General features: G+C 38.0%; 20 protein-coding genes and 1 pseudogene. 20 read left to right on the top strand and 1 reads right to left on the bottom strand.

Annotated features, from left to right (window positions below; all coding sequences use genetic code 11):
* From K6G87_RS14205 to K6G87_RS14115, 19 genes and pseudogenes are all read left to right on the top strand, one after another.
* Positions 1 to 975: pseudogene (locus tag K6G87_RS14205) on the top strand (hypothetical protein); the annotation flags it as partial.
* A 5-nt stretch (positions 976 to 980) separates the two neighbouring features.
* Positions 981 to 1,904, top strand: coding sequence for a tRNA (adenosine(37)-N6)-dimethylallyltransferase MiaA (gene miaA, locus K6G87_RS14200; protein ID WP_296838644.1), 924 nt, complete (start codon positions 981 to 983; stop codon positions 1,902 to 1,904).
* 29 nt (positions 1,905 to 1,933) lie between these two features.
* Positions 1,934 to 3,244, top strand: a complete 1,311-nt coding sequence (locus tag K6G87_RS14195; protein WP_296838642.1) for a methionine gamma-lyase family protein — start codon at positions 1,934 to 1,936, stop codon at positions 3,242 to 3,244.
* An 86-nt stretch (positions 3,245 to 3,330) separates the two neighbouring features.
* On the top strand, positions 3,331 to 4,065 hold the full coding sequence (gene radC, locus K6G87_RS14190; RefSeq protein WP_296838640.1) for a RadC family protein: 735 nt from the start codon (positions 3,331 to 3,333) through the stop codon (positions 4,063 to 4,065).
* Positions 4,066 to 4,083: 18 nt separating this feature from the next.
* Complete coding sequence (gene mreB, locus K6G87_RS14185; protein ID WP_296838638.1) at positions 4,084 to 5,079, top strand: rod shape-determining protein; 996 nt, start codon at positions 4,084 to 4,086, stop codon at positions 5,077 to 5,079.
* Positions 5,080 to 5,083: 4 nt separating this feature from the next.
* A complete protein-coding gene (mreC, locus tag K6G87_RS14180; protein ID WP_296838635.1) occupies positions 5,084 to 5,953 on the top strand; it encodes a rod shape-determining protein MreC in 870 nt (289 codons plus the stop codon).
* Positions 5,954 to 5,984: 31 nt separating this feature from the next.
* Positions 5,985 to 6,503: a rod shape-determining protein MreD gene (gene mreD / locus K6G87_RS14175; RefSeq protein ID WP_296838633.1), complete on the top strand. Its 519-nt coding sequence runs from the start codon at positions 5,985 to 5,987 to the stop codon at positions 6,501 to 6,503.
* Complete coding sequence (locus K6G87_RS14170; protein ID WP_296838631.1) at positions 6,496 to 9,345, top strand: penicillin-binding transpeptidase domain-containing protein; 2,850 nt, start codon at positions 6,496 to 6,498, stop codon at positions 9,343 to 9,345. Before mreD ends, K6G87_RS14170 begins: the two co-directional genes overlap by 8 nt.
* A gap of 13 nt (positions 9,346 to 9,358) precedes the next feature.
* Complete coding sequence (locus K6G87_RS14165; protein WP_296838630.1) at positions 9,359 to 10,489, top strand: FtsW/RodA/SpoVE family cell cycle protein; 1,131 nt, start codon at positions 9,359 to 9,361, stop codon at positions 10,487 to 10,489.
* Positions 10,490 to 10,658: 169 nt separating this feature from the next.
* Entirely contained in the window at positions 10,659 to 11,054 is a 396-nt protein-coding gene (gene mgsA / locus K6G87_RS14160; protein ID WP_296838628.1) for a methylglyoxal synthase, read from the top strand.
* Entirely contained in the window at positions 11,038 to 12,000 is a 963-nt protein-coding gene (locus K6G87_RS14155) for a D-alanyl-D-alanine carboxypeptidase family protein (protein WP_296838626.1), read from the top strand. The genes mgsA and K6G87_RS14155 overlap by 17 nt, the downstream gene beginning before the upstream one ends.
* A gap of 107 nt (positions 12,001 to 12,107) precedes the next feature.
* Complete coding sequence (locus tag K6G87_RS14150) at positions 12,108 to 12,527, top strand: twitching motility protein PilT (protein WP_296838624.1); 420 nt, start codon at positions 12,108 to 12,110, stop codon at positions 12,525 to 12,527.
* Between the two features lie 131 nt (positions 12,528 to 12,658).
* The gene (locus tag K6G87_RS14145) at positions 12,659 to 14,059 is read left to right on the top strand and encodes an HlyD family efflux transporter periplasmic adaptor subunit (RefSeq protein ID WP_296838621.1); all 1,401 of its coding nucleotides are present in this window, start codon (positions 12,659 to 12,661) and stop codon (positions 14,057 to 14,059) included.
* 266 nt (positions 14,060 to 14,325) lie between these two features.
* On the top strand, positions 14,326 to 14,856 hold the full coding sequence (locus K6G87_RS14140) for a cell division protein SepF (RefSeq protein ID WP_296838619.1): 531 nt from the start codon (positions 14,326 to 14,328) through the stop codon (positions 14,854 to 14,856).
* Between the two features lie 201 nt (positions 14,857 to 15,057).
* Positions 15,058 to 16,161, top strand: coding sequence for a 3-dehydroquinate synthase (aroB, locus tag K6G87_RS14135; protein ID WP_296838616.1), 1,104 nt, complete (start codon positions 15,058 to 15,060; stop codon positions 16,159 to 16,161).
* 16 nt (positions 16,162 to 16,177) lie between these two features.
* On the top strand, positions 16,178 to 16,717 hold the full coding sequence (lspA, locus tag K6G87_RS14130; RefSeq protein ID WP_296838613.1) for a signal peptidase II: 540 nt from the start codon (positions 16,178 to 16,180) through the stop codon (positions 16,715 to 16,717).
* Positions 16,718 to 17,141: 424 nt separating this feature from the next.
* Complete coding sequence (locus tag K6G87_RS14125; RefSeq protein ID WP_296838647.1) at positions 17,142 to 18,110, top strand: RluA family pseudouridine synthase; 969 nt, start codon at positions 17,142 to 17,144, stop codon at positions 18,108 to 18,110.
* Positions 18,111 to 18,277: 167 nt separating this feature from the next.
* Entirely contained in the window at positions 18,278 to 18,913 is a 636-nt protein-coding gene (locus K6G87_RS14120; RefSeq protein ID WP_296838610.1) for a cytidylate kinase-like family protein, read from the top strand.
* A 112-nt stretch (positions 18,914 to 19,025) separates the two neighbouring features.
* A complete protein-coding gene (locus K6G87_RS14115) occupies positions 19,026 to 20,708 on the top strand; it encodes a GGDEF domain-containing phosphodiesterase (RefSeq protein ID WP_296838607.1) in 1,683 nt (560 codons plus the stop codon).
* A gap of 167 nt (positions 20,709 to 20,875) precedes the next feature.
* Here K6G87_RS14115 and K6G87_RS14110 read toward each other — a convergent pair whose 3' ends face one another.
* Positions 20,876 to 22,459, bottom strand: a complete 1,584-nt coding sequence (locus tag K6G87_RS14110) for a glucose-6-phosphate isomerase (RefSeq protein WP_296838605.1) — start codon at positions 22,457 to 22,459, stop codon at positions 20,876 to 20,878.
* A 352-nt stretch (positions 22,460 to 22,811) separates the two neighbouring features.
* Between K6G87_RS14110 and K6G87_RS14105 the strand changes: the two genes are divergently transcribed.
* Positions 22,812 to 24,115 (top strand): sodium-dependent transporter (locus K6G87_RS14105; RefSeq protein ID WP_296838602.1); only part of this gene is annotated, 1,304 nt, incomplete at its 3' end.

Here is a 24,115-nt window from a genome sequence, read left to right as displayed (position 1 = left end):
GGATATAAGGCTGATAATGAAGGCAGTAAAGATAAAGCAGATAATAATGCTGCAGATACTGTAAGATACGAAGGCCATGTAGAGCCATTTGAAGCTACAAGATATGAAAAGCTTCATAAGCAAGACAATAAGCCTGTATATATAAATGATGTGGCACAGGTTCCTGTAAGAGTTGCAGATAATGATTCAAGCCCTATATGGTCATCTCATAAAGAACAGGATCCTGAACAGGTCAAGGCCAATGAAAGTCTTGTACACAAGATTCTTGGAAATCCTGTCAAAAAGCCGGAAGACTACGAGTCACCCATCATCAAAAAGGCAGAGACTACAATTGTAGAAAAACCTGTTCAGATGGAGCTTTTTGATACCAAAATGCTGACCAAGGAAAACAGACGTCAGTATAATATCATAGGTCAGATATTTGATACCTACTGGATCCTTGAGTTTAAAGATAAGATCTATATGGTAGACCAGCATGCAGCTCATGAGAAGGTTAACTTTGAGCGTATGATGGCAAGGTTCAAGAATAAGACCATGACATCTCAGATGATGGAGCCTCCTGTTATCATGACATTGAGCTCTCAGGAAGAAGAGATGTTCCTGTCATTTAGAGAATATTTTGAAAATCTCGGCTTCCAGATTGATGAGTTTGGCGGTAAGGAATATGCTATGCGTGCTGTTCCTCAGGACCTTTTTGGATGCACCAATGCAAGAGAGATGTTTATGGAGATCCTTGATGAGCTCACACATGAATCAGGTCATAGAGAACCTCAGGTTATTTACTATAAGATTGCCAGCATGGCTTGTAAGGCATCAGTAAAGGGTAACACAAGGATGTCTGTAGAAGAGATGGAAGAGCTTATAGATGAGCTCCTTACTCTTGATAATCCTTATAACTGCCCTCATGGAAGACCGACCATAATCTCTATGAGTAAGTATGAGATAGATAAGAGATTTAAGCGCGTTATTGAGTGAGGTATATGAATAAACTAATAATTCTAACAGGACCTACGGCTGTAGGTAAATCCAAATTATCAATAGAACTTGCAAAGAAAGTCGGCGGAGAGATAATCTCCGCTGATTCCATGCAGGTATATAAACATATGGACATTGGTACGGATAAAATAAAGACAGAGAATATGGGTGGTGTTCCCCATCATCTTATAGATATTCTCGAACCGACTGAAGATTTCAACGTAGTTCTTTTTCAAAAGTATGTTAAGGAAGCTATGGAAGGAATCTACCACAGAGGGCACATACCGATCCTTGTCGGAGGCACGGGCTTTTATATCCAGGCTATTCTATATGAGATTGATTTTACAAAGACTGATGCAGATATGTCATACAGGCATGGGCTTGAGCAGATTGCCATGATCAAGGGGCCTGAAGTACTTCATCAAAGGCTTGAGCTTGTAGATCCTGAATCTGCTATAGCAATTCCTGCAGGTAATGTCAAAAGAGTCATTAGAGCTCTTGAATATTATGAAAAGACGGGGCGTAAGATTTCTGATCATAACAGGGAGCAGCACGAGAAGACATCTCCCTATGATTTCAGATATTTCGTTCTAACAGATGATAGAGAAGTACTCTATGAAAGAATAGAAAAGCGTATTGATAAAATGATCGAGGAAGGTCTTGAAGATGAATGCAGAAGGTTGAAAGACATGGGAGTTGAGCCTTCAATGACCTCTATGCAGGGCCTTGGCTACCGCGAGATGATGGGATATATAGATGGAGAATATGACCTTGAACGCGCTATATATCTTATAAAGAGAAATACAAGGCATTTTGCCAAGAGGCAGCTTACCTGGTTTAGAAGAGAGAAAGATGTCATCTGGGTTGACAAGTCAGAGTATAATAGAGACGATGCTCAGGTTCTTGATGCGATACTTACAAAGATCTGAGATTGTTTTTGAAAGGAAGTAGGTTTTAAATGGCAGATTTTAACAGAGAGGAAATGTATAAGCAGCTTGGCATTTCCAAAGAAGTATATGAATATGGCGAAGCTATAGAAAGTGATCTTAAGGCTCGCTTTTCAAAAATTGATGAAATTGCTGAATACAACCAGCTTAAAGTCGTTAAGGCTATGCAGGATGCAAAGGTTCAGGAGGCGTGCCTTCTTGGAACAACCGGTTATGGCTATAATGATCTTGGAAGAGATACACTTGAAGAGGTTTATGCACATATTTTCCATACAGAAGATGCACTTGTTCGCCCTCAGATAACATGCGGAACTCATGCACTTGCTCTTGCCCTTATGAGTAACCTTCGCCCTGGAGATGAGCTTTTATCCCCTGTTGGTAAGCCTTACGATACACTTGAAGAAGTTATCGGAATAAGACCTTCCAAGGGATCACTTGCAGAATACGGTATTACATACAAGCAGGTAGACCTTAAAGCTGATGGCGGATTTGATTTCGATGGAATCAAGGCTGCCATAAATGACAAAACAAAACTTGTTACGATTCAAAGATCAAAGGGATACCAGACAAGACCGACTCTTTCTGTAGAGAGAATCGGAGATCTTATCTCTTTTGTCAAAAATATTAAACCCGATGTTATATGCATGGTAGATAACTGCTACGGTGAATTTGTAGAGACTATTGAGCCTTCAGATGTAGGTGCAGACATGGTTGTAGGATCTCTTATCAAGAATCCGGGCGGCGGCCTTGCTCCAATTGGCGGATATATAGCCGGCAAAAAAGAATGTGTTGAAAATGCAGCTTACAGACTTACAAGCCCTGGACTTGGCAAGGAAGTTGGAGCATCTCTTGGCATACTTACTCAGTTCTATCAGGGACTTTTCATGTCTCCTACAGTAACTGCAAGTGCTCTTAAGGGAGCTATATTTGCTGCTAATCTTTATGAGAGATTTGGCTTTGGAGTTCTTCCAAACGGCTCTGAAGACCGATTTGATATTATACAGTCAATTACTTTCGGTAAGCCCGAAGGCGTTATCGCATTCTGTGAAGGAGTTCAGAGCGCTGCACCTGTAGACAGCTTTGTAACACCGGAGCCTTGGGATATGCCGGGTTACGATAGCCAGGTAATAATGGCAGCAGGAGCCTTCGTATCAGGATCATCAATAGAGCTTTCTGCTGATGGACCAATAGCTCCTCCATATGCTGTATATTTCCAGGGAGGACTTACATATCCTCATGCAAGATTCGGAATTCTTAAAACAGTACAGTATATGCTGGATAAAGGACTTATTACCAAAGATCAGCTTATATATAAAAATTGATTAAGGGTATACATCAATTTTATTTTGTAGTAAAATTATTATGCTTTCATCTGCCCGGAGAGGCTTATTTGCTTGCAGGAGAAAGCATGAATAATACAAGCAGGTCCCTAAGATTAAAACTTCGCGATGGAGTTACTTTAAAAGAAGACCTTCCGTTCGAGAAATTCCTGAAGTATGGACCTCAGAACCTTACTGATTCTGAGCTACTTGCAATTATCATAAGATGCGGTACTAAAGACCACGATCCTATGGAAATAGGTCAGGAGATCCTTAGAAAATGCAGAAATTATGAATCGGGAATTGGAGGGCTTTATCAGCTTTCCGTTGATGAGCTTAAGACAATAGATGGTCTTGGACAGGTCAAGGCAGTGCAGATTAAATGCATAGCAGAACTGTCATTGCGGATTAGTCGTAGTAAGAAGAATGATGTTATTACCTTCACAAGTTCAGAAGATATAGCACTTTACTATATGGAACAGCTACGACATAAAGATCAGGAACATGTGATCCTTATTGCACTTGATGCAAGGATGCGTCTTATATGTGATAAGACATTATACATAGGAACAGTATCGTCCTGCACTGTCAGCGCCAGAGACATATTCAGGCAGGCACTTATGACAGGGGCGGCACAGATTGCACTTATTCACAATCATCCAAGTGGAAGTGCACTTCCGTCAGAAGCAGATATTCAGATGACCAGGAGAATCTGGGAACTTGGACGTGTTTTGGAAATTCCTGTTTATGATCACATTATAATCGGTGACAGGCAGTATTCCAGTTTGAATGAAATTATATTAAAAAATGATCAGTACAATTGATTTTCAGGAGGTTCGGCTTTGATTAACGCTTTCGGAATCGATCTTGGTACCAGCACTATCAAGATCTATAACAAATCTACAGATTCTACCCTTGTTCAGAAGAATATGATAGCAATTCAGAACAAGACAACAGTTCTTGCTTACGGTGATGAAGCCTATGATATGTATGAGAAGGCTCCAAGCAATATTAAGGTTACATATCCGCTCAATAATGGTGTTATTGCAGATATCAAGAATATGGAAATGCTGGTTAAGCTTTTTGTTACAGATGAGCTTAAAGGCGGCGTCAAGCAGTCAGATTATTATATAGCTATTCCCTATGATATTACAGAAGTAGAGAAGAGAGCCTTCATTGATCTTATCAGAGACAGTAATGTCAAATCAAAGAGAGTTAACGTAGTATATAAGGCTATCGCAGACGGCCTTGGAATGGATGTTGATGTTAAGAACTCAAATGGTGTTCTTGTTGTTAACGTAGGTTATGATACAACTGAGATCTCAGTTCTTTCACTCGGAGGAATAGTTCTTAGTAAGCTTATAAAAGTTGGTGGTCGTAAGTTTGATGAATCAATAAGAAGTGCTATCCGTAAGGAATATAGTCTTATCATTGGTTCTAAGACAGCTGAGAGCGTTAAGATCGATCTTCGTGATCTTGAGAAGGAAGGAAAGCCGGCTATCGTATACGGAAGAGATATCGTAACAGGTCTTCCTATCGAGCGTGAGATTCCTACAGATATCGTTAATAATGCACTTGTCGAGAACTTTGATACAATTCTTGATAATGTTAAAGCAACTCTTGAGAGAACACCTCCGGAACTTGCTGCTGATATTTATAAGCATGGTCTTTATCTTACAGGTGGAGCTTCTCAGGTTTGCCACCTCGCTCAGAGAATCAGTAACGGATGCGGACTTAATGTTAATATTTCTGAAGAGCCTGTTGAATCTGTTACTCTTGGACTTTCAAAAATAATCAAGGATGATCAGTACAAATCACTTGCTATGTTGAAGGAATGAGTAAATGAGTCCTGTGATAAAGAGAGGAGGAGATAAGTTTACCATCCCCGGTAAGTATCTCCTCTTTATTTTAACAATCGTGGCTGTCGCACTGATGGTCATAACACTTACAACAAGCCTGTTCTCCGGAATTGCAAATACAATTGCCGGATTTGTTGTGGTGCCATTTCAAAGGGGAATTACAGCTGCAGGTACTTGGCTTATAAGTGAAGCTGACAGACTCGAAACGATCGAGCAGCTCCAGACTGAAAATGAAGAGCTTCAGGCTAAAGTAGATCAGCTTACAGAAGAGAATATGCAGCTTACTCAGGACAAATACGAGCTTAATACATTAAGAGAGCTTTATGAGCTTGATGCCCAGTATGAATCCTACGAAAAGGTTGGAGCTCATGTCATAGCCAAGGATTCAGGTAACTGGTTCTATAGCTTCGTTATTGATAAGGGTCTTGATGACGGACTTGCTATTGATATGAATATAATAGCTGGCGGAGGTCTTGTTGGAAGAATAACATCAATTGGTCCTGACTGGGCTAAGGTTACGACCATAATAGCAGACAATTTCTCTGTAAGCGGAATGGTTCTTTCTACTTCTGACAATCTGATCGTAACAGGCGATCTTGAAGCTTATGAGAATGGAGTTATCACTTTCTCCAAACTTCAGGATAGTGCTGATGTAGTCGTAATAGGCGATAAGGTTGTTACTTCAAATATTTCAGATAAATACCTTCCTGAAATACTTATTGGATATATAACAACAATCGAATCTGATTCCAACAATCTTACGAAGTCAGGTACGCTTACTCCGGCTGTTGATTTTGAGCATCTTGATGAGGTGCTTGTCATAACGACACTTAAACAGACAGTTGATGATTGAAGAGTGAAGCGACGTAAGGACAACTTCAAATATGCGTAAATTTCTTGTTACTTTACTAATGATAATTGCATGCTTTGTTCTGCAGACTGCATTTTTCAGATACTTTGCATTTGGCGGAACTGTTCCGAACTGTCTCATGATAATCACTTGCTCAAGCGGTATCATGAGAGGGGAGAAGCATGGTCTTTTAGCCGGATTTATAACCGGTATTCTTGTAGATATATTCTTTGGCGATTTTATTGGTATATATGCAATTCTTTACATGTATGCCGGATTCTTCGCTGGTTTGTTCCACAAGATCTTTTTCCCGGAAAATATAATACTTCCTCTTACAATAATAATAGTGGGAGACTTTATATATCAGTTTTTGTGCTATGTTCTGTTCTTTTTGCTTCGCGCAAAATTCCAGATTGGTCACTATATGACACATCAGATCATTCCTGAGGTCGTATATACCGCGATCATAGCTCTATTCCTGTATCCGATAATACTTAAGATCAATACTAAATTAGATGATATTATTCAAAGGAGCGCAACTAAGTTTGTTTGATGATGTTAAAGAAGCAGTTCTAAAATTTATCACTTCAAGGTTCACAGTTATAGCGCTGGTTATGATTCTTGCTGCCAGTGGTATTTTGTATCGCCTTTTTGAACTTCAGATAATCAACGGTGAATCTTATCTTGAATCCTTTCAGCTCAGAATTGAGAAGACCAAGGATATTCAGGCAACTCGCGGTAATATCTATGACCGCAATGGTAATCTTCTTGCCTACAACGAACTTGCCAATAACGTTGTAATAGAAGATGTCTATGAATCTGACTCCCTTAGAGATGAAAATATTAATGCAACTATCAATAAAGTAATCGATATTGTTGAGAGTAACGGCGACACTGTTGTTAATGATCTCAGTATACAGCTTGATGAGAACGGTGATTTTGAATTCACTGTAGAAGGTACGTCTTTACTTAGGTTTCTTGCTGATATATATGGATATACTACGGTAGATCAGCTTGCTTACAAGGAAAGAACTGCAACCCCGGATGAAGTCATGGAATATCTGGGTAAAAAGTTTGAAGTTGGCGGTCTTACTGATCCTGATGATTCAAAGAGTTTTGAAGTAGGATACGGATATACTAACGACAGATTTCTTAAAGTCGTAACTCTGCGTTATTACATGAGTCTTAACTCATACCAGAAGTATATTGATACAACAATTGCAGAGGCGGTTTCTGATCAGACTGTGTCTGATATTATGGAAAACAGCGATATACTCCTTGGTGTAAGTATAGAAGAAAATACTGCAAGAAAGTATGTTGATGCTGAATATTTTGCTTTGATACTTGGATATACAGGTAAAGTATCATCTACTGAACTTGCTGAGCTTCAGGCTGAGTATCCTGATATGGGGTATGCGTCAAGCGATACGGTTGGTAAGTCTGGAATAGAACAGGCTATGGAATCAACACTTCAGGGAACCAAAGGCTCTGAAACTGTCTATGTTGATACAGTAGGTCAGGTACTTGAGACTACCAACTATGTTGAACCAAGGTCTGGTAATGACGTATATCTTACAATTGATAAGGATCTTCAGGAAGCTGCATATGACATTCTTGAATCAAGACTTGCAGGTATTCTTGTTAATAAAATTGTTAATGCCAAGACTGTTAGTACTACTGTAGATTCTTCAGACCTTATGATCGCAATCTATGATGTGTATTTTAAACTGTTCGAGAACTCTGTTATTGATACTACGCATTTCACTGAAGATGATGCCAAAGAAACAGAGCTTAAGGTTCTTAGTGTATTTACTGATAAACAGGCTAGCGTACTTGAAGAGCTTACAAGTGAACTTATGGAGAAAAAGACTCCATATAATGAACTTGAGCTTGAATTCATGAACTATGAGACATATATCACTTCAATACTTCGTAGTGATAGCGTTCTTGTTAATGAAGATACAGAAGATGAGACATATATAACTTATACCCAGGATGAGAGTATATCTCTTTATGAGTATCTGCATTATGCTATAGCAATGAACTGGATTGATATCACAAAGCTCAGTCTTGATAGCCAGTATACAGATTCTGAGGAGATATATGAACATATAGTCTCATATATTATTGATGAACTCAAAAATGATATTACCTTCAGCAAGATGCTCTATCGTTATATTATAGAGGACGATCTTATTACAGGACGTGACTGTTGCAATGTTCTTCTTGAGCAGGGAGTAGTAGAACTTGATGATACAGAGCTTAAATCATGGAATGCAGGAAATGAATCTGCATATACTTTTATCATTAATCGTATTACTAATCTGGAACTTACTCCTGCACAGCTTAACCTTGATCCATGTACAGGATCCATCGTTATAACTGATGTTAATACAGGTGATGTTCTTGCACTTGTATCATATCCTGGATATGACAATAATAAGATGGCCAATGGTGTTGATGCTGAGTACTATGCAAAGCTCCGCGCAGATCTTTCTACTCCTTTGTACAATTATGCTACGCAGCAGAAGACAGCCCCAGGTTCTACATTCAAGCCTATGTCTGCTACTGCAGGACTTATGGAAGGCGTTATAACAACCACATCTACAATTAAGTGTACAGGTACTTTTGATAAGTTCACACAAGGACCTAAGTGTTGGATATATCCTAGTGCGCATGGAGATCTGACTGTTTCAGGAGCTATCACTAATTCCTGTAACTGTTTCTTCTATGAAGTCGGCTATAGACTGGGAAGTGAGAATGGAAGCTATGATTCTGATGAAGGTCTTGAACTTCTTAAGAAATATGCAGATATGTATGGTCTTACAGAAAAGAGCGGAATTGAGATAGAAGAGAGTGCTCCTTCAGTTTCAGATCAGGATGCTGTTAGATCTGCAATCGGACAGGGTACTAACTCATATACAACAGTTCAGCTGGCTCGCTATATTACAACTGTTGCGAATTCAGGAACATGCTTTAATCTTACTCTTATAGATAAGACTACAGACTCTAACGGTAATCTGTTGCAGGAGTATTCTGCAACTGTAAGAAATACTGTTGATCTTCCTTCAAGCTACTGGGATGCTATTCATTCAGGTATGAGAGGCGTTGTAGAAAAGAGAAGCGATTATTCAGACCTTAACGTCCAGGTTGCCGGTAAGACAGGTACAGCGCAGGAAAGAACTGACAGAGCTAACCACGCTTTATTTGTAAGCTATGCACCATATACTAATCCTGAGATTTCTATTACAACGCGAGTTGCTTATGGTTATTCTTCAAGTTATGCAGCTCAGATAACTCGTGATGTATATGATTATTACTATAATGCAGATTCAAGAGAGGATCTCCTTGATGGCTCAGCTCAGTCACTCGAAGGCGGCGGAACAGAAGACTAAGGTATATTGACATATGAAAAAAATTCTTGAATTTTTTAAACGTTACAAATTAAGAAACTATGATTTCATCCTTATATTCCTAGTCATTGCACTTTCTATAGTAGGTGTAGTGGCAGTAAGTTCATCGGATGAGTCTCTTCAGAACAAGCAGATAATAGGTATCGTACTTGGATGTATCGTAATGGTTGTAGTATCATTACTTGATTATTCAAAACTGCTTAATTTTTACTGGGTATATTACATCCTTGCGGTACTGCTACTTCTTGGAGTTTTAGTATTTGGTAGTGATTCACATGGTGCTCAGAGATGGCTTGAAATTGCCGGAATTACCTTTCAGCCCTCAGAAATCTCTAAAATACTGATAATATTGTTTTATGCCAAATTTATTATGGTCAATCAAAAGAAGGTTAAGACCATGGGATTCTTGGTTTCGGCAATAGGACTGCTTATTCCGCCAATCCTTCTTATCCTGAAGGAACCGGATCTTTCTACAACTATCATGCTGTGTATGATCTTTGTAATGATCCTGTTTGTAGGAGGAATAAGCTGGAAGCTTGTTGCGGGTGTTTTGATTGCAGGTATTCCATCGGCTGCGCTTATATTCTACCTTGCGCTTTTGGAAGATAGTCCTATTCTAAAGTCATATCAGCAGGAGCGTATCCTTGCATGGCTACATCCTGAAGACTACGCTGATTCTACTGCATATCAGACCATGAATTCTATGATGGCAATTGGTTCCGGTCAGCTTCAGGGCAAAGGATATGATACCAATGAGATCAGTTCTGTTCTTAACAGTGGATATATTTCCGAATCAAGTACCGACTTTATTTTTACTGTTATAGGAGAGGAGTTTGGATTTATTGGATCCTGTATAGTTGTATTTTTGCTTGTTGCAATTGCTATAAAGTGCCTTATTACAGCAGCAAGAGCTAAGGATATAGCAGGCTCTGTTATTGCAACCGGAATGGCAGTGTGGATAGGTTTCCAGGGACTTCTTAATATCGGAGTTGCTACAGGAGCACTCCCTAATACGGGTATCCCGCTTCCACTTGTAAGTTCTGGACTAACATCTATTGTTTCTGTGTACATAGGTGTTGGATTTGTTCTAAATGTGGGATTGCAGCAGATGAGGAAATCTTATTAGTTTGAACATCCTTGATTATTATTTAACTTATAAATAGCAAAAATCCGCCTTATGCGCGGATTTTTGATTTGTAAATACGACATTTAGCGTAAGTTGAATTATTTTTGTTTTTTTCAATACAATTTTTGTGTTATAATACTTTTATGTATGGCAATGGAGGAATTTGGCAATGAATATAGCACTGATCGCTCATGATGCGAAGAAAAAGCTAATGCAGAACTTTTGCATAGCATATAGGGGGATTTTAAGCCGCAATGATCTTTATGCAACAGGTACAACAGGTAGACTTATTGAAGAAGTCACCAACCTTAGTATACATAAATTTCTTGCAGGACATCTTGGGGGAGAGCAGCAGATAGGTGCTGCAATTGAACATAACGAGATCGACCTTGTTATTTTTCTGCGTGATCCACTTACACAGAAATCTCATGAACCTGATGTCAGCAATGTTATGCGTCTTTGTGACGTTCATAATATCCCGCTTGCCACCAATCTTGCATCCGCTGAGTTATTGATCAAATCACTTGACAGAGGAGACCTTGAGTGGCGTGAAATGTACAAATAAAAGACTTATTACCCTGGTAACAGCTCTTTTATCCATGGCTTTATTGACAGCGTGTGGATCTTCATCATATGCTATTCCTTATTCTTCGGAAAGCATTTATACGTCCATTTCATCAGATATGGTAGACACTTTTGCTTCTGATCTGTGTGTAGTCGGTTCCGATATTACAGACAGCAGTATTAGTATGTCTACTAATTCATGTGCAGGATTGTTCGATCTGAACAACAGAGAGACATTATATGCTCATAATGTTAACGAACAGGTTGATCCTGCTTCCCTTACCAAAATTATGACTGCTCTTGTAGCACTCAAATATGGAAGTCTTGATCAGATATTGACAGCAACAAGTTCTGTTAATATCACTGAGTCAGGTGCCCAGCTTATTGGTCTTAAAGAGGGCGATACCATGACTCTTGACCAGGCTCTTCATATACTTTTGATATACTCTGCTAATGATGCAGGTATGCTTATAGCAGATAATATCGGAGGAAGTGTTGAGGGCTTTACAGAGCTCATGAATGCAGAGGCTAAAGAGATTGGAGCGACAAAATGTCACTTTTCCAATCCTCATGGTCTTACTGAGGATGATCATTATGTTACAGCTTATGATATGTATTTGATATTCAATGCTGCAATGCAATATGATGTATTCCAGGAAATCATAAATATGTCCAGCTATTCTACTGTATATTCACATTCAGATGGTAGCAGCGCTGAAGTTAACATTAATACTACCAATGGATATCTTAAGGGTGACAGAACAGCTCCTTCAAGTATTACAGTTATTGGTGGTAAGACAGGAACTACAAACGCAGCAGGACACTGCCTTATACTTCTTGCCAAGGATTCATCCGGTAATCCTTATATAGCAGTAATTATGAGAGCAGAAGATGGGGATACTTTGTATAGCGAAATGACAGCTCTTCTTGAGAAAATAACGGCTTAAATTAAACCACTTAATTTAAGTCGCATTTAAGGTTGTCATTTGTCATTCATAAAGCTATAATAATTATATGAAAGTTCCACAAACTACATACAAGGGAGGTTACGCTTATGGTTCAGCTTATCGTAGGTAGAAAAGGGAAGGGGAAGACTAAATGTCTTTTAGACAAAGTCAATTCTGAGGTCAAGAACATTCTGGGCAATGTCGTATTTCTCGACAAAAACACCAAGCACATGTATGAACTTAATAATAAGGTTCGTATGATTGTTGTTCCTGAGTTTATGGTAGAAACTCCGGAAGAATTCATTGGATTTGTAAGTGGTATTATCTCACAGGACAGAGATTTGCAGCAGGTTTATCTTGATAGTTTTCTGTCTATCTCCGGCCTTGATGACAAGGATATAACTGAGACTGTTAGTAAACTTGATAAGTTAAGCGGAAAATTTGGAATCGATTTTATACTTAGCGTTTCTAAAGATGAAGACGAACTTCCCGAGTCTGTAAGATCTAAAATTGTGATTTCTCTTTAATAAAAATAATATATAAATGGTATAGTTTGAAGGATTTATTTTGAGTATTTTAAAAATATACTCATAAAAAAAGCAGATTATAAGCCGCGGCTTAAAGGTGCCGCGGCTTTTTATCAGCAGATTGGAAATGAATGGCCTCAAAGAAGAAAAACAGCAAAATAACAAATATAAATTCAGGCTTTACGCCTGACAGAATCGGAGTTTTGATTTTTGCCGTACTTCTGGTTTACATGATTATAAGCATCGTTCAGTATCTTAATGCTAAACATGTAGTTGGCTACGAAGTTATGGAAGGATCCCTTTCTCAGAATAATACCTATACGGCTATCGCTCTGAGAGACGAAGAAGTTGTTTCAAATGATACGGCAGGAAGTGTATACTATTTTGCTACAGAAGACAGAAGAGTAGCAAAAGGTGACCTTGTCTACATTGTAGATGAATCAGATTCATTATCAGACTTGTCCTCACTTACAGGAGATGCATCAGCAGTAGCTCTTACAGAGGATGACTATTCTGAACTTAAAGAAGATATAGAGGATTTTACAAGTACTTTTAATAAGAATACCTTTGGAAGCGTATATGATTTTAAAAGCAGTATTAGCGGTACACTTTCCAAGCTTGTAAATACGTCTTATCTTAATAATATTGGAGAACTCAGTTCATCAACACATAACTTTATTTATAAAAATGCACCATCAAGCGGTATAGTACTTTATTCACAGGATGGTTATGAAGATCTTACACTTCAGGACATGACCTCTGATCTTTTTGATCAGTCCCAATATGAGAAGACAACATTCAGTTCTTCTGAAGTTGTAACAGCAGATTCACCTGTATATAAGCTTGCAACAGACGAAGACTGGTCCATTGTAATACAGGTTCCTGATAAAGAGACAGCTGATTATCTTTTGGAAAAAGAATATATTAATATCAAATTCCTTAAGAATCAGGTTACAGCCTGGGGGCAGGTAAGCACATATACTAATAGTGCAGGAGAAATATTTGTTGAGTTTTCATTTACTAATTCCATGATAACTTTCGCAACAGACAGATTTCTTTCTATTGAGCTTATTACTGAGAATGAGACAGGACTTAAGATTCCTAATACATCTATTATAGAGAAGAACTTTTATGTGATTCCATCAGATCTTGTAAATGAGACAGCTGAAGGAAACACAGTAGTTCATAGAAAGACATTTCTTGAAGACGGCTCCCAGTCCAGCGAGGAAGTAATTGTTAGTGTCCACAGTCAGGTTGATGACAATTATTATATTGACCAGGATGCAATAGCTAGTGGAGATGTACTATTATATCCTTCGACGAATGCTGAGTTTACAGTAAGTGAAGTGGCTTCGCTTACAGGTGTATATAACATCAATAAAGGTTATGCGGACTTTAAACAGATAGAAGTACTTTACAATAATGACGAGTATTCCATCGTTAAATCCAATACAGAATACGGTCTTAATGTATATGACTTTATAGCCCTTGATGCAACATCAGTTACTGATGATGAGCTCATTTATAAGTGATATCATCAAAGTCGTATGCTTAATCTATGAAATCCCTTGCGAGTTTAACTTATTATATGTTTAGCAATTGTGTATAAATGTTAAGAAAAAGTATAATGTTGTAAATATTGATATATAAGCGTTTATGGGTATATTAATACTGAAAATGTTATAAGGGTTGACACATTGCTGTAAAAATTAGATAATAGGTATAGTTTAGGGATAAAAATTCAGAAGTTTTATTTGTGGCTGCTGGTTCTATCACACAGCAGAGTGAGGAGAATAATATGAGCGCAATGGATAAATTCTTAAAGGCCATCAAGCTTAATGACGGTGAAGATGAAGATTATTATGACAACGAAGACGATTACTATGATAAAGGAACAGCAGCATTAAAAACAGCACCTATTGGCAAGGATGATCCTTCTATCGAAGTACCGGAAGAAAAGCTTAAGAGAAGCAATCCTTCGAAACCGATCACATCAATTTCAGCGAGAAAAAAATCTATGACATCAGCAGGAATGGAAGTATGTGTTGTAAAGCCAACTTCATTTGAAGATGCAAGAGAGATCACAGAGACACTTCTTTCTAACAGAACAGTTGTTCTTAATCTTGAAGGTCTTGATGTTGACGTTGCACAGAGAATCATTGATTTCACATCAGGTTCTTGCTTTGCAATTAACGGTAATCTTCAGAAGATTTCCAAATATATCTTTATCATCACACCATCAAGTGTTGATATATCAGGAGACTTTCAGGAGATGATCAGCGGATCTCTTGGAGATAATCTTCATACAGGTCCTTCAATGTTCAATTAAAAATTGATTTAAGGATTATGTTGGCATGTTTGGCTTTTAGTTGATAATAGATTAATGGATCAGGCTAACATGTTCAGATTTGAGGAACCGGCTATATGAAAGCTGTTTCTGACATATTGAGATTATAAGCTAAATATTGTAAAATCTTTATCAGCAGGCTCATTTATGGCCTGCTGATATTTTTAACTAAGTGGAGGAATTATGGGAGAAGTTATTAATGTAGCACGTGATGATAAGCCTTGCTATGACATCATGTTTGAAGACAATTTTTCTAAACTTGCTAAAGCTGTCGAAGAGCTTGGCTTTAAAGGCAGACGTATAGCAATTATTACAGATACAAATGTTGGACCTCTTTACAGTAAGGCTGTAGAGAAGGAACTTTCCAAAGTCGGAAGTCAGGTTTTTGCTTATGAGATACAGGCAGGAGAAGAGTACAAGAATCTTGAGACTGTAAATAAGATCTATGGTTTTCTTATCTCCAAGCACTTTGACAGACATGACCTTCTGATCGCTCTTGGAGGCGGAGTAGTCGGTGATATTACAGGATTTACAGCATCAAGCTATCTTAGAGGAATCGCTTTTGTACAGATACCTACAACACTTCTTGCTCAGACGGATTCAAGTGTTGGCGGTAAGACTGGTGTTGATTATGAAGGATACAAGAACATGGTCGGTGCATTCTACATGCCAAGACTTGTTTATATGAATATTTCAGTACTTGATACTCTTTCAGAACGTCAGTTTGCATCTGGTTTTGCTGAAGTTATGAAGCATGGTCTTATCAAAGATCAGGAGTTCTATTTCTGGCTTATTGACAATATGTATGAAATAGGTGAGCGTGATCATAAGGTTCTTTCAAAGATGGTTAAGAGATCCTGTGAGATCAAGAGAGATGTAGTTCAGCGTGATCCTACAGAAAAGGGCGAAAGAGCACTTCTTAACTTTGGTCATACAATCGGTCATGCTATTGAGAAGTCAAGGAACTTTGAACTGTTCCACGGTGAATGCGTAGCTCTTGGCTGCATTGCAGCAGCTTATATCTCTATGAAGAAAGGTCTTATTGAGACTGGAACCTGTTATGAGATAAGAGATATGTTTGTACCATTTAATCTGCCTATCTCTGTAGAGAACGTAGATCCTGACGAAATCGTAAAGCTTGTAAAAAGTGATAAGAAGATGGATAATAATCAGGTTAAATTTATCCTGCTTCATGATATCGGAGATGCATTTATCGATACAACAGTTACAGATGATGAGATAAAGGAAGCTGTAAAAGAAATTCTCTATTTTGAAAATGGAGATTAAGGGGGATATTCCTACAATGAAACACATCACCAGAAAAAAAGTATTATTTTTTGTTGCAGATATACTGGCATTTATTGTGCTTGTGGCCTTTGATCAGTTCACAAAGATGCAGGCTGTATTAAGACTCAAGGACAAGGCTTCTTTCTCCTTGATAAGAAATGTCCTTGAACTTCAGTATCTGGAGAATAAGGGAGCTGCATTTGGAATGCTGCAGAATCAGAAGGCATTTTTCATACTGATAGCCATTCTTATTATGATAATTATCGTTTATGTACTTGTGCTTGTGCCGGATGATAAAAAATACAATGTTCTCCATGTCCTTCTTGTTATGGTAGGAAGCGGTGCATGTGGCAATATGATCGACAGATTCAGAACTAATTATGTTGTTGACTTTATATATTTCAAGCTTATTAATTTCCCAATTTTCAATGTAGCCGATATATATGTTACAGTATCAACATTTATTTTGCTGTTCCTGTTTTTGTTCTATTACAAAGAGAACGATTTTGCATTCCTTAGCTTTAAGCAGCAGAAGAAGTTCCGTGAGTTTAAATAAGCTTATGGCTTAAACTAATAAATCTAGTTGTCCGAATACAGTAAAAAGAACATAGCCTAAACTAATAGGGGAAGATAACCTAAACCAGTAAAAGAACATAGCCTAAACTAATAGAGGAAGATAATCTAAACCAGTAAAAGAGCATAGCCTAAACTAATAGAGGAAGATAACCTACACTAATAAAGGAAAATAGCCTATACCTTTGATGAATAATGATAAATTTGAAAATATAACTGAATCAAAAGGGAGCTTTAATCCTGGAACAGAAGCTGACGATCTTTTGAAGAATCAAGAGCTTTCTGATAGCAGAAATCTGTTATCAGGTAATGTCATATCAAGTAAGGATAAGGACATATCAGATAAGAACATACCTGATAAGGATATATCTGATGAAGATATATCAGATGAAGATTTATCAGATGATATGGAGCTTACATCTGAATCTGATAGTACTGATACAGGCGCATCAGATAAGCTTTTTAATGCTGCAATAGATGATAAGCTTGTTGGCAAGAGACTGGATAAGGTTCTTTCAATTCTTTTTCCAGAGCATTCAAGGTCTTATCTTAAAAATCTCATTGTAGATGGTAAAGTCAAAGTTAATGATAAGCCTGTACTAAAGGCATCTGTTACGGTGAATCTGGGTGATGTTGTGGAACTTGTAGTTCCTCCTGCAAGGCAGCTTGATATAAAGCCGGAAGATATTCCTCTTGATATTCTCTATGAGGATGATGACGTTCTTGTGGTCAATAAACCCAAGGATATGGTAGTACATCCTGCTGCGGGGCATTATGAAGGTACTCTTGTTAATGCCATTATGTATCATTGTGGTGACAGGCTATCTGGGATCAACGGTGTTATGCGTCCCGGAATAGTTCATAGAATTGACAAGGACACTACAGGTTCCATCATTATCTGTAAAAATGATAATGCTCATAAGAAGATTGCCGCGCAGCTTAAGGAGCATTCTATCAAAAGAGAATATGTTGCTATAGTCTATGGCATTATTGATGAGGATGAAGGCACGATAGAAGGCAGCATTGGAAGACATCCGACAGACCGTAAGAAGATGGCTATGAATGTCCCAAATGGAAAGCATGCAGTTACTCATTTCAAGGTCTTAAAGCGCTTTTATGAATCAAAGATGACTTATGTTGCCTGCAGACTGGAAACCGGCCGTACGCACCAGATCAGGGTGCACATGTCATCTATTGGGCATCCGCTTTTAGGTGATGAAGTTTATAAAGACGGAAGAAAGACAGGAATAAAACTAAACGGACAGTGTCTTCATGCAAGACTGCTTGGTTTTGTGCATCCTGTAACGGGGCAATATGTTGAAACAGTAGCTCCTATACCTGAATATTTCGAGCATCTGCTTGAAACTTTAAAATGATAAATGAGGGTCAAATTGGCAAAAATGCCTATTTGACCCTTTGTTCAATTGTTTTTTGCTGATTTTTAAACTATAATAATATCAAAGATACTCTATTAAAGGGTACGGTTTCTGATGTTGTATCAAGTACCCAACTACAGATTTTATAATTCCGAGGAGGCAGTACTATGGAGACTATTATTACTATTGGACGTGAATTTGGTTCCGGTGGAAGAGAGATAGGGGAACAGGTTGCTGAGAAGTTCGGTATTAAGTGCTATGACAAGGAACTTATAGCCAGAGCTGCCAAGGAAAGTGGTTTTTGTGAAGAAATGATAGAGAACCATGATGAAAGACCTACAAATTCTTTCATGTATAATCTTGTTATGGATACGTATTCTTTTGGATACAATTCATCAAGCTTTGTTGATATGCCTATAAGCCACAAAGTATTTCTTGCTCAGTTTGATGCTATTAAAAATCTCGCTAAAGAAGGTCCATGCGTAATCGTTGGCCGCTGTGCTGATTATGCTCTGTCAGATTTTCCTAATCTTGTAAACATTTTCATAACAGGTAATGAAGAAGATAAGATTGCCCGCATCAGAGCTCGCTTTGCTGATCTTACATCAGATGACAAAGCTCGTGAAATGATGAACAAGAAGGACAAGCAAAGAAGAGGCTATTATAACTATTACAGTTCCAAAAAATGGGGACACTGCGACAGTTATGATCTTACTATCAATTCTTCTGTTCTTGGTGTTGATAATACAGCAGATTTTATAGTTGATTTTGTTAATAAGTTCGAAAAGAGTAAACGTAGTTGATTATATAAAGAAAAAGGCTATATTCACCGATAAATAGAAAGGTATGATTATTTGTAAAGTATCAATAAAAGCCATTTTTTAATAATCGGGGAGAGAAAGGCAGATTATAGCTATGAGCGACCACTTTAATGATGTCGATCAGATCGACGAGCTCACAGGCCTGTCTACATTTAATAGTTTCAGGGTCCTTGCACAGGATATTCTGGATGACCCGACGATTAGAAATGATATAGCCTTTGTATATTTCAACGTCGAAAACTTCAGGTCTTATAATGAAAAATACGGATTTTCTGCCGGAAATGATTGTCTTAGGATTATCGGTCAGACGATACAGGCGATCTTTCCGCAGGAAGTCTGTTCTCGTGTAGCGACAGATCATTTTTGCGTAGTTGCAGATAAAAATGAGATTGAAGAAAAGATTAAACAGATCTGTGAAGAGCTACGTCCATTCCGCATGGAAACACATATGCAGTTGCATGCCGGAATTTATTTTCCCGATAAGAATGATTTTGAATGTACATTTTGCCTGGATAAGGCCAAGATTGCCTGTGATTCCTTAAAGCATCAGTATGATTCCATGTTCGGTTATTATGATGAGAAGCTGGATGATGATTATCAGCGAACCCGTTATATTATCGAGCATTTTGATGATGCTATAGAAAAAGGCTATATTATGGCCTGGTTTCAGCCGCTTGTAAGATCTTTTACCGGAGAGATAAGCGGATATGAGGCTCTTGCAAGATGGCTTGATCCTGAACTTGGCTTTATATCTCCAGCGGACTTTGTTCCTGTTCTGGAAAAATATCACATGATAAGAAGGCTTGACCTTGCCGTAACCAGATATGTCTGTAATGTCCAAAACAAGGTTATGAAAGATGGCGGTCAGATAATGCCTGTATCTATAAATCTGTCTCAACAGGATTTTGTAGGTGGAGATATTGTTTCTGAAATAGATGAGATCGTACTTGATAGTGGTATACCATCTGAATATATCAACATCGAGATTACAGAATCTATATTCTCACTGGATTCAGAGAGAGTTAAGAACATAATAGATGCTTTCAGGCTTCAGGGTTATGAAGTATGGATGGATGACTTTGGAAGCGGTTATTCATCACTTAATTCCATGCAGATGTTCACTTTTGATTGCCTTAAGCTTGATATGTCTTTTCTTGAAGGTTTTAATGTGAGTAGGAATTCCAAGATCATCATTGAGAGCGTAATAGGTATGACCAAGCAGCTTGGAATAAGGACTATTGCAGAAGGCGTAGAGACTGTTGAAGAAGCTGAATATCTTAAAAAAGTAGGCTGTGATCAGATTCAGGGCTTTTTGTACTCAAAGCCAGGACCTTTTGAAGAGGTATATAATCTGGATATACCAAAAGAAAATACAGGTCTTCGCAAATATCATGAGAAGATAGGCACTGTTAATCTGTTGTCTCAAAATCCTCTTGGTAGCGAAGAAGATGAAGCCAAGAAGATAATGTTCCCTATAGCACTTGTGGAAGAGTATAAGGGGGAGATATCGCTTCTTACATTCAATGAAACCTTTACTGATTATGTAAGTATGCTTGGATTTTCTTCACCTATGGAAGCGGAAAGATTTATTAATTCTGATAATGAGTCTGCTGTAAACTTCAGAAATATTCTGGTAACGGTTATAGAAAATGATAAATGTGAAGTTTGTCACTATACAAGAAATGGCCATAGATGTACACTACAGATCAATTATATAGCCAATTACAGAAGCAGGAATGCTTTTCTATTCCTGGGACTTGTATCAGAAAATGAGTAGAGTTTATATTATTTTATTTAATGGATAAATAATATGCAATAAGAGCCAGAACAGAATCTGCAAGACTTGTAAAGATACATAAATGTGATCATAAATATATAAAGAAAGGAGCCGCGTTTAAACGGCTCCTTTCTTGTATTTAAAGTAAGATCAGTTCAAGATCTATATCAGATTCCTAAAAGATCACTGTATGCCTTGAGGGCATCCTGTGTATCACCTGCAAGAACCTTCTTTGCAAGAGTCTTACCAAGCTGAACGCCTTCCTGGTCAAAGCTGTTAAGATTCCAAGCAAAGCCCTGGAACATCACCTTGTTCTCAAAGTGAGCAAGGAGAGCACCAAGTACTTCAGGAGTAAGCTTATCACCTACGATGATGCTTGAAGGACGTCCACCTTCGAAATTCTTATTAGCATTTTCATCTTCTTTACCACAAGCAAATGCCATGATCTGAGCGGCAACATTAGCGCAAAGCTTCTGCTGGCTTGTGCTTCCCTGGATATCTACATCATTGCCTGCCTGATTGTTCTTAAAGCCGATGAACTGAAGAGGAATGATGTTAGTTCCCTGGTGAAGGAGCTGGTAGAATGAATGCTGTCCGTTAGTTCCTGGCTCACCGAAGATAACAGGTCCTGTAACATAATTGACTTTGTCACCAAAGCGGTTAACGCTCTTGCCGTTAGACTCCATATCAAGCTGCTGAAGGTGTGCAGGGAAGCGTGAGAGAGCCTGTGAGTATGGAAGAACTGCTGTAGACTCATATCCAAGAACATTACGCTCATAAACACCGATAAGGGCATCAAGCATAGCAGGGTTCTTGGTAAGGTCTTTATTTGTTGCATTCTTATCTTCAGCTGCAGCACCGTTAAGGAAGCTTGCGAATACTTCAGGACCGAATGCAAGTGAAAGAACAGCTCCGCCAACAGCAGATGTAGAAGAATAACGTCCTCCGATATAATCATCCATAAAGAAAGCAGCAAGATAATCGCTAGACTTTGCAAGAGGAGAAGTCTCACTTGTAACAGCGATCATATGCTTTGAAGCATCAAGGCCTGCCTTCTTAAGAGCATCCTTAACGAAAGCTTCGTTAGTTAATGTCTCGAGAGTTGTACCTGATTTGGATACAAGGATGAAAATAGAACGGGATACATCAACACTCTTTAAAACAGCAGTTGCATCGTCAGGATCTACGTTACTTATGAATTTTGCATCCATGAAGAACTTGCCATTAGACTTAGCCCAGTTCTCAAGAGCAAGATACATTGCACGAGGACCAAGGTCACTTCCGCCGATACCGATCTGAACAGCTGTTGTGAACTTTTCACCTTTTTCATTTGTGATCTCACCATTATGTACCTTGTTGGCAAAATCAGCTATCTTGTTCTGCTGTTCTACATAGAAATCTCTTTTATTAACACCGTCAGCAACAACATCGTTACCAAGCTGACCACGTGTGAGCTGGTGAAGTACAAGTCTCTTCTCACCTGTGTTTATAACTTCGCCATTATAAAGAGCTTCAAACTTCTCAACAAGCTGAGCTTCTTCAGCGAATTTAGAAAGCGCCGAAATAACAGTATCATCGACCTTTTTAGCTGCATAATTATAGGAGAGTCCACCTGACATAGGTACAGAGTACTTTTTGACTCTTTGAGCACCATTTGCTCCATTCATTGCTTCAACAAGATTCACCTGGTCTTTAAGAGCAAAAAGATCGGTAAATGACTTAAGTTCGTCTGCATTTTTCCAGTTGATCATTACGGTTTACCTCTTTCTTTGATTGGCTAGATTAATGTGTTTCAATACGCACAATTATTATTATAATACAAATTTGGCAACTATTGCGAAAAAGAAGAGAGAAAAATAAGAAAACGTTTTTTAGTCTGATTTCTTGATATATATTCTATATATATTTTGAAAAAGAAGCCAATATACTTGATCATAATTAATCTATTCCTTAAAGGCATTAATTATGCTATGATATTAGATGTGTCTGCGCGATTTAGTACACGAAAGCACGAACGCGTCAAAGTAATAAAACTGTTTATTAAATCGTGATTTTTTATCAGATTGCCAGATAACAAAAATAAATATTAAATTGGGAATAGTTATGGAAAGAGAAAGTTTTAAATCAAGGCTGGGGTTTATCCTGGTAAGCGCAGGGTGCGCAATTGGCATAGGTAATGTATGGAAGTTTCCATATGTTACAGGGCAGAATGGAGGAGGAGTATTCGTTCTGTTTTATTTGCTGTTCCTTCTTATAATGGGAGCACCAATACTTACTATGGAGCTGGCAGTAGGTAGAGCCAGCAGAAAGAGTGCTGTACTTGCATACAAGGCACTTGAACCTAAAGGATCAAAATGGCATATACATGGCTGGATCTGCTTTATAGCTAATCTTATGCTCATGATGTACTATACAACTGTATCAGGATGGATGATCAACTATATGATCAAGTTTGCAACTGGACAGTTTGACTTCGTTAATTCAGAAGTCACTGTTTCTAATATATTTGACAAAATGCTTGCTTCTCCTGCGCAGTCAATGATCTTTATGTTTATAACAGTAACATTTGGCATTTTAGTATGTGCAATGGGCCTTCAAAATGGAATAGAGAATATTACTAAGTTTATGATGATAGCTCTTATAGTTCTCATTATTGTACTTGCATGTAACAGTGCTATGCTTGACGGAGCAGCTGAGGGTATCAAGTTCTATCTTCTTCCTGATTTTGAGTCAGTTAAGGAAGCTGGACTTGGAAAAGTAATAACTGCTGCCATGAATCAGAGCTTTTTTACATTATCAATAGGCGCAGCTTCTATGGAAATCTTTGGTAGTTATATGCACAAAGATAAGGCACTTGTAGGAGAGTCTTTAAGAATCTGCTTACTTGATACACTTATAGCTATTTTATCAGGTCTTATTATATTCCCTGCATGCTTTTCATATGGAATTGAGACAACTGCAGGCCCATCACTTATATTTATAACACTGCCTGAAATCTTTATTCACATGAATTTTGGCAGATTATGGGGAACGCTTTTCTTTGTATTTATGACATTTGCAAGCTTTTCAACAGTAATAGCTGTATTTGAGAATATAATTGCCGTAGGCATAGATAACTTCGGATGGTCTAGAAAGAAGTCATCTATCATAAATTACATACTTCTTCTTGTAACCTGTACACCTTGTGCTCTTGGATATAACCTGCTTAAGAATGTAACTATCATTGGCGGCAAGGATATACTTGATTCAGAAGACTTTATGGTAAGTAATCTGTTTCTTCCTATCGGAGCACTTATATTCTTATTGTTCTGCGTAACAAAGTGGGGCTGGGGATTTGATAAGTACCAGGAAGAAGTTAATACAGGAGAAGGAGTTAAGCTTCCTTCATTCTTAAAGCACTATTTCAG

This window comes from Butyrivibrio sp. (assembly GCF_024699075.1).
Note: the sequence above shows the minus strand (reverse complement) of the source record. Positions and strands in the feature narration are given on the sequence as shown.